Below are 7,021 nucleotides of genomic sequence, written 5' to 3' on the forward strand. Positions count from 1 at the left end.
CGCCCCCGCCTATGCGCAGTACCTGGTGGACAAGTGGTTCTGGCGCAGCTGGCTGTTCTTCGCGGTGATCACCGGCTTCCACATGGACTACCTGACGCCGCTGGCCAGCCGCACGCAATCCTTCAAGGAATTCATGGGCGAATGGATCCTGGAGCAGTTCCAGCGCAGTCTCGACGAGTTCGGCCTGCAGCGGCCGTGGTACTGGGATACCTTCCTGAAGGCGCTCGACCACTACCATCACATGGTGTATGCCAGCGCCTACAGCTACCGCGCCACCACCTGGTTCAATTTCGCCCTGCCCGGCCCGCGCGAGCGGGCCTGGCTGCGCAGCCATTACCCCGACAGCTGGGATCAGTACGACCCGATCTGGGAGCGGCTCACGCAACGCTGGGTGGAGAGCGGGCCCGGCGTCGAGTGGTACGCGCACGGGGTCACGCCGGTCACCTTCTGCGACCTGTGCCAGCTGGTGCTGTGCGGCGGCACGCCCGCGCACAACACCGCGCGCATCCATGTGCACGAGGGCCGCAAGTATGTCTTCTGCTCCGAGCCCTGCGAATGGATCTTCAGGCAGGCGCCGGAACGCTACGCCGGACACAAGGACGTGGTGAAGCGCATCCTCAGCGGCGAGGCGCCCGCCAACCTGCTCGAACTGCTGCGCAATTACTTCGGGCTGGACCAGGACGTCTGGGGCAAGGACATGGCGGGTGGCCGCTACCCCTGGATGGTGGACCGGGAGGCATGATGCTGGTGCCGCTCTACGGCTTCCTCAAGGGCGACAGCATCGGTCTGGTGCTGCTGGTGCAGGACCATGACACCGTGGCCGACGTCGCCGCCTGCCTGCAGGAGGCCGCTGCCTGCCGCGTGGCGCCCAAGCCGGTGGCGCATGTATTCCGCGACGGCCGCCGCCTCGACCCGGAACTGACCGTCACGCAGGCCGGCCTGCAGGCGCTCGACCGCGTGGACGTGATCACCGAGGACGCGCCGCCATGAGCTATCGCAAGGCCATGCCGCTGGCGGAGCTGTGGGACGGCGAGATGCAGGCCTGCCGCATCGAAGGCCAGCCGGTGCTGCTGCTCAAGCTCGACGGCCGGGTTTGCGCCTATGCCGATCGCTGCGCGCACCAGGGCGTGCCGCTGAGCGAAGGCGAGCTGGCGGACGGCGTGCTGACCTGCCGTGCGCATCACTGGCAGTACGATGCGTCCAGCGGCCACGGCATCAATCCGGCCGCTGCCCGCCTGCAGGTCTACCCGGTCCGGATCGAGGACGGCGCAATCCTGGTCGAGGTGGACGCGACATGAGCGATGCCCGCCTGGACCGCGTCGGGCCGGTGCTGGAGCACGGCGAAATCGCGCGCGCCATCATCGCCGCGATCCGCGAATCCAATGCGGAGGTCGAGGTGCTGGACCGCGGCGCCTACCTGCGCGTGCTGGTGCCCGGGCGCTGCGTGATGCCGCGCGCCGCGGTCGAGCAATCGCTGGGGCGACCGTTCGTGATGCCGGGCGACCTCGAAGCGGTGATGCCCTCGTTCAAGGGCAATCTCTCCCTCGGCGACGACGAGGCGGTGTGGGAATACCGGCGCCGCGCATGAAAGGGCAGAAGACCTACTGGCACCTGATGTCGCTCGGGCGCAAGCCGACCGAATACGACATCGTCACCAGCCGCCTGCTCTACCACCCGCAGCGCGGCTTCGAGGTGAACGTGCCGGTCGCACAGTGGTACGAACGCTACCAGAAGGACTCGATCCTCCAGTGCCGCGACTGGGAAAGCTTCGCCGACCCCCGGCGCACGACCTACAGCAGCTACACCACGCTGCAGAGCCAGAAGGAGATCTTCGTCGGGCGCCTGCTGCGCTCGATCGAGCAGAACGGGCACGACCGGCACCTCGACGCGACCTGGGTCGCGCGGCTGCTGGCCCATCTCTGCGTCCTGCTCCACCCCTTCCACGGTCTGCAGATGCAGGCGGCCTACATCGCGCAGATGGCGCCCTCCGGCCGCATCGCGATTGCCGCGATGTTCCAGGCCGCGGATGAAATCCGCCGCATCGAGCGCATCGCCTTCCGTATCCGCCAGCTGCAGCGGGCCCGGCCCGAGTTCGCCGCTCGCAGCGGGCGGCAGGACTGGGAACAGGCTGCGCACTGGCAGCCGCTGCGCGAGGTGATCGAGCGCGGGCTGGTGACCTGGGACTGGGGTGCGGCCCTGGTCATGCTGGATTTCGTGCTCAAGCCGGCTCTCGACGGTTTCCTCATGCTGGATCTGGGGCGCCACGCACAGGCGCAGGGGGACGATCCCCTGCAGCGCCTGTTCCTGTCACTGAACGAGGATTGCGAGTGGCATCGGCAGTGGAGCCAGGCGTTGCTGGCCAGCGCGCTGCGTGACCGGCCGGAACAGCGCAGCGCGCTGGAGACGGTGCTTGAACAGTGGCTGCCGCCGGTGGCCGCGGCCATCGCCACGCTGGCGGAGCACATGGAGATGACGACCGAGCCGTCCGAAAACCGTGTGCATGAAAACTGGCGGCAGATGCTGGCGCAAGCGAAGGCTCAGGAATCACGCACGGCCGTATGCTGACCGGCTAATTCGCCGGCACGGTCCGGCTGGCGGCCCACGCGCGCAGCTCGGCCACCTTTTCTGCCATCACCACCGACAGCGGCCGCGTGCGCCGGACTTCCCCGAGGACATGCGACGCCGCGAGCGGCTGGCCGGCCCCCTGGGCCTCGTACAACGCGGCAACGATCGCCTGCTCGATCTCGGCGCCGGAGAAACCCTCCGCCGCCTGCGCCAGCTGCGCCAGATCGAAGGCCGCCGGGTCCAGTTGCCGGCGCCTGAAGTGGATGCGGAAGATCTCCTGCCGGGTTTCGCCATCCGGCAGGTCCACGAAGAAGATCTCGTCGAAGCGACCCTTGCGCAGCAGCTCCGGCGGCAGCCGTGAGATGTCGTTGGCGGTCGCGGCCAGAAAGATGCGCGCCTTGCGCTCGGTCATCCAGGTGAGCAGCGTACCCAGCACGCGCCGCGACACGCCGCCGTCGCTGCCGCCATCATCCGGCGCCAGGCCCTTCTCGATCTCGTCGATCCACAGCACGCAGGGCGCCATGGCCTCGGCCTGCTTGAGGCTCTCGCGCAGGTTACGCTCGGTCTCGCCGTGGTACTTGTTGTACAGCGTGGCAAAGTCCAGCCGCAGCAGCGGCAGGCCCCAGCTGCCGGCAATGGATTTGGCGGCCAGGCTCTTGCCCGCGCCCTGCACGCCCAGCAGCAGGATGCCCTTGGGCGCATCCAGGCCCTGGCCGGCCTGCGCGCCGGCAAAGGCGCTGCGGCGCAGCGCCAGCCAGCGCTTGAGGTTTTTCTGCCCGCCGACATCCGCGAAGCTGCCGGTATCCAGCTCCAGTTCCAGCAGACCGCTGCTGCCCAGGGCTTCGTGCTTGAGCTTCAGCACCCGGGCGATGTCGGCGTGGCTCAGCAACCCGTCGTCGCGGATCGCCTGCCGGATCAGCCGGCGCGCATCGTCCAGGCTCATACCGACCAGGTGCTGCACCAGGGTGTTGGCCGTCTGCGGATCGCCCTTGAGCTTGCTGCCGCCCTGCTGCCAGAGCTGCACCTCCTCGGCGAGAATCTTGCGCACCTGCCCGGCATCGGGCATCGAGAGCGTGAAGCTCGCGCTCATGCGCTTAAGGTCGGGCGGCAGTTCGATCCGGTGCCCGACCAGCACCAGCGTCTTGGCGATGCGATGGTAACCGAGTGCGATCTCCTTGATGAGGCGCAGGTTGACCGCGTCCTGCAGGAAGGGGTCGGGATCCATCAGCACGTACAACCCCAGGCTCGGGCTGGACTCGATATTGCGCAGCGCCGCGGCCAGTTCCCGGGTTTCGTACACCGCGTTCTCGCTCACCAGGAAGCGCTTCAGGCCCTGGGTCACGCTCCAGGTCCACAGCGGCCACTGCTCGAGATTGGCGATGCGCTCCAGCAGGGCCTGCACGCGCGGTTCCTCGTGCGTCTCGATCGTCACGATCGGGAAGCGCGACTTCAGGATCAGCGTCAGGTCGTGCAGGTCGTTCATGACGTTTTCCTGGTCGTCCCCCGGTCAAAATACTGCAGCTACGCCGGCAGGAACAGCACATCGAACAGCGCGATGCCGATGATGGTGGCCGAGATGGTGCCACCGTCACGTTGAGCGTGAAATCGGACAGGGCCAGTACCGCGAAACCGCTGACCCGCACCGCCGTGGTTAGGAACAGCCCCGCGCCGACGGCCGGGGCCGCCTCCCCCTCGACCTGCTCCGAGATCGATCAGATTTCGAAGCGGTCGAGCATCATCACCTTGTTCCAGGCCGCCACGAAGTCCTTGACGAAGCGTTCCTTCGAATCCGCGGAGGCATAGAACTCGGCGATGGCGCGCAGCTCCGAGTTGGAGCCGAAGATCAGGTCCACCGGCGTGGCGGTCCACTTCACCGCGCCGCTCGCGCGATCCTTGCCTTCATAAATGCCCGGCTGGCCGTCGGCCTTCTGCCAGACCGTGGACATATCCACCAGGTTGACGAAGAAGTCGTTGGTCAGGCTTCCCGGTTTGTCGGTGAACACACCGTGCGGGCTCCCGCCATGGTTGGCATTGAGCACCCGCAGACCGCCGACCAACACCGTCATTTCCGGTACGGTCAGGTCCAGGAAGGCGGCGCGCTCGACCAGGGCCTCGGCCGGTGGGGTCGGATGGCCGGGCTTCAGGTAGTTGCGGAAACCGTCGGCCTCCGGCTCCAGCACCGCGAAGGACTCCACGTCCGTCATGTCCTGGGTAGCGTCGGTGCGACCGGGTACGAAGGGTACCGTGATCTTGTGGCCCGCGTTGGCCGCGGCCTTCTCGATCGCCGCGGCGCCGCCGAGCACGATCAGATCGGCCAGCGACACTTTCTTGCCACTGGCATTGAACTTCTGCTGGATGGATTCCAGCTGCGCCAGCACCTTGGCCAGTTCCTGCGGGTCGTTGACCGCCCAGTCCTTCTGCGGCGCGAGCCGGATGCGCGCGCCGTTGGCGCCGCCGCGCATGTCGGTCTTGCGGAAAGTGGCCGCGGAGGCCCAGGCGGTGCGCACCAGCTCGGGAATGGTCAGGCCGGAGTTCAGGATCTGGGCCTTCAGCTGAGCAATCTCCGCCGCGCCGATCAGCTTGTGGTCCACCGGCGGCACGGGGTCCTGCCACAGGAACTGCTCCTTCGGGACCCAGGGACCCCGATAGCGCGATGTCGGCCCCATGTCGCGGTGGATCAACTTGAACCAGGCCCTGGCGAAGGCCACCTCGAATTCCTTCGGGTTATCGAGCCAGCGCTGGGTGATTTCGCGGTACTTCGGGTCCTCACGCAAGGCCAGGTCGGTGGTCAGCATCATCGGCGCATGGCGCTTGTTGGGATCATGCGCATCCGGCACCAGGTTGGCGCCCTTGCCTTCCTTGGGCCTCCACTGCTTGGCGCCGCCGGGGCCTTCGATCAGCTCCCATTCGAAGCCATAGAGATTCTGCAGGAAATTGTGGCTGAACTGCGCCGGCGTCACCGTCCACGCGCCCTCCAGGCCGCTGGTCACGGCGTCGGCACCCTTGCCGGTGCCACACTTGTTCTTCCAGCCCAGGCCTTGCTCTTCCAGTGGGGCGGCTTCCGGGTCCGGGCCGACACAGTCGCCCGGCTTGTGGGCACCGTGTGCCTTGCCGAAAGTATGGCCGCCCACGATCAGTGCGGCGGTTTCTTCGTCGTTCATGCCCATGCGCCCGAAGGTCTGGCGGATGTCATGCGCGGCCGCGATCGGGTCCGGCTTGCCGTCGGGGCCTTCCGGGTTCACGTAGATCAGGCCCATCTGGGTGGCGCCGAAAGGTTTGTCCAGTATGCGCTCGCCGCTATGCCGCTGGCTGCCCAGCCATTCGCCTTCCGGCCCCCAGTTCACTTCCTCGGGAATCCATTCATCGGCGCGGCCAAACGCAAACCCCAGGGTGGTGAAGCCCATGTCCTGCATCGCGACATCGCCGGCGAGGACCATCAGATCGGCCCAGGAGACGGCGTTGCCATACTTGAGTTTGATCGGCTGCAACAAGCGGCGCGCCTTGTCCAGGCTGGCGTTGTCCGGCCAGGCGTTGAGCGGCGCGAAGCGCTGCATGCCGCCGTCGGCACCGCCGCGGCCGTCGATCGTGCGGTAGGTGCCGGCAGCATGCCAGGACATGCGGATGAAGAACGGACCGTAGTGGCCGAAATCCGCCGGCCACCAGTCCTGCGAATCTCGCATCAGCGCCTTGAGATCTTTCTTCAGCGCCTCCGCATCGAGCGTGGCGACGGCCTTGGCGTAATCGAAACCCGGTCCCATGGGATCGGCCGAGGACGACGCGTCGCGCAAAGGGCTCAGGTCCAGGCGATTGGGCCACCAGTAGTCGTTGTCCGGGACACCACGGGCCAGGGCCGTGCGCGAGGGCTTGTCTGGTTCCTGCGCGGGTTTTGTTTCCGGCGGCGTGGATTTGCTGCAGGCGACAAGCGCGGCGCACAGGGCAATGACGAAGATATTCCTTTTCATCGGGGCCTCTCCTCGGGTTGGATACCGGATGCACCCCGGATTAAAGACCCGCTTCAGGAATATATCCAATTTTTTATTTCTCTCATGGCCATTAACTTTATCTATCGGGCCAGGTCCGCATGCGGCCCGCGTCCACGACCCGGTCACTGAGGCCGCGCAGGCTGTTCCTGGAAAGCGGCGTGCTTTGCCTGCCGTACCAGCACGTTGCGCCACTCCCACTCGGTTTGCGCGGGCACGGATTCCAGGTAGCGCACTTCGCCCGACAGCTGCACGGCCACGACCTGCCCGCCGCGGAACAACAGGCGGTTGCCGGGCAGCGCCGGCAGTTTCTCTCCCGGCAGCAGGATGCCGAGCAGGTTGAGCGGGTCGGCGGCGGAGATGGATACGAGCGCGGGCTCGGCCTCTTCCTTTGCGCGCAGCAGTCCGACGGCCTCCGGGAGCGCGAACTGCTCGCCGGAGAACCCGCTCACGAAACGTCCGCCGCGAATCTCACC

General features: G+C 66.9%; 8 protein-coding genes. 5 read left to right on the forward strand and 3 right to left on the reverse strand.

All coding sequences use genetic code 11. The features are described 5' to 3' along the window. From VNJ47_00670 to VNJ47_00690, 5 genes are all read left to right on the forward strand, one after another. Positions 1 to 742: YHS domain-containing protein (locus tag VNJ47_00670; GenBank protein HXG27347.1), on the forward strand; the 742-nt coding region annotated here is incomplete at its 5' end. Beyond that, a complete protein-coding gene (locus VNJ47_00675; GenBank protein ID HXG27348.1) occupies positions 739 to 990 on the forward strand; it encodes a toluene-4-monooxygenase system B family protein in 252 nt (83 codons plus the stop codon). The genes VNJ47_00670 and VNJ47_00675, both read left to right, overlap by 4 nt. Further along, positions 987 to 1,298, forward strand: a complete 312-nt coding sequence (locus VNJ47_00680; GenBank protein HXG27349.1) for a Rieske 2Fe-2S domain-containing protein — start codon at positions 987 to 989, stop codon at positions 1,296 to 1,298. The genes VNJ47_00675 and VNJ47_00680 overlap by 4 nt, the downstream gene beginning before the upstream one ends. After that, positions 1,295 to 1,588: an MmoB/DmpM family protein gene (locus VNJ47_00685; protein HXG27350.1), complete on the forward strand. Its 294-nt coding sequence runs from the start codon at positions 1,295 to 1,297 to the stop codon at positions 1,586 to 1,588. Before VNJ47_00680 ends, VNJ47_00685 begins: the two co-directional genes overlap by 4 nt. Further along, a complete protein-coding gene (locus VNJ47_00690) occupies positions 1,585 to 2,565 on the forward strand; it encodes a hypothetical protein (protein ID HXG27351.1) in 981 nt (326 codons plus the stop codon). The genes VNJ47_00685 and VNJ47_00690 overlap by 4 nt, the downstream gene beginning before the upstream one ends. Before the next feature lie 4 nt (positions 2,566 to 2,569). Here the strand turns inward: VNJ47_00690 and VNJ47_00695 are convergent, their stop codons facing one another. From VNJ47_00695 to VNJ47_00705, 3 genes are all read right to left on the reverse strand, one after another. After that, the gene (locus VNJ47_00695; GenBank protein ID HXG27352.1) at positions 2,570 to 4,048 is read right to left on the reverse strand and encodes an AAA family ATPase; all 1,479 of its coding nucleotides are present in this window, start codon (positions 4,046 to 4,048) and stop codon (positions 2,570 to 2,572) included. A gap of 229 nt (positions 4,049 to 4,277) precedes the next feature. After that, a complete protein-coding gene (gene katG / locus VNJ47_00700; protein HXG27353.1) occupies positions 4,278 to 6,527 on the reverse strand; it encodes a catalase/peroxidase HPI in 2,250 nt (749 codons plus the stop codon). A 143-nt stretch (positions 6,528 to 6,670) separates the two neighbouring features. Beyond that, the coding region (locus VNJ47_00705; GenBank protein HXG27354.1) for a hypothetical protein at positions 6,671 to 7,021 on the reverse strand (351 nt) is incomplete at its 5' end.

Source organism: Nevskiales bacterium, assembly GCA_035574475.1.
GTDB lineage: Bacteria > Pseudomonadota > Gammaproteobacteria > Nevskiales > DATLYR01 > DATLYR01.

Coding starts and splice junctions, on each gene's coding strand:
- VNJ47_00680 (HXG27349.1), top strand. CDS start 987: ATGAGCTATCGCAAGGCCATGCCGCTGGCGGAGCTGTGGGACGGCGAG.
- VNJ47_00675 (HXG27348.1), top strand. CDS start 739: ATGATGCTGGTGCCGCTCTACGGCTTCCTCAAGGGCGACAGCATCGGT.
- VNJ47_00695 (HXG27352.1), bottom strand. CDS start 4,048: ATGAACGACCTGCACGACCTGACGCTGATCCTGAAGTCGCGCTTCCCG.
- katG (HXG27353.1), bottom strand. CDS start 6,527: ATGAAAAGGAATATCTTCGTCATTGCCCTGTGCGCCGCGCTTGTCGCC.
- VNJ47_00685 (HXG27350.1), top strand. CDS start 1,295: ATGAGCGATGCCCGCCTGGACCGCGTCGGGCCGGTGCTGGAGCACGGC.
- VNJ47_00690 (HXG27351.1), top strand. CDS start 1,585: ATGAAAGGGCAGAAGACCTACTGGCACCTGATGTCGCTCGGGCGCAAG.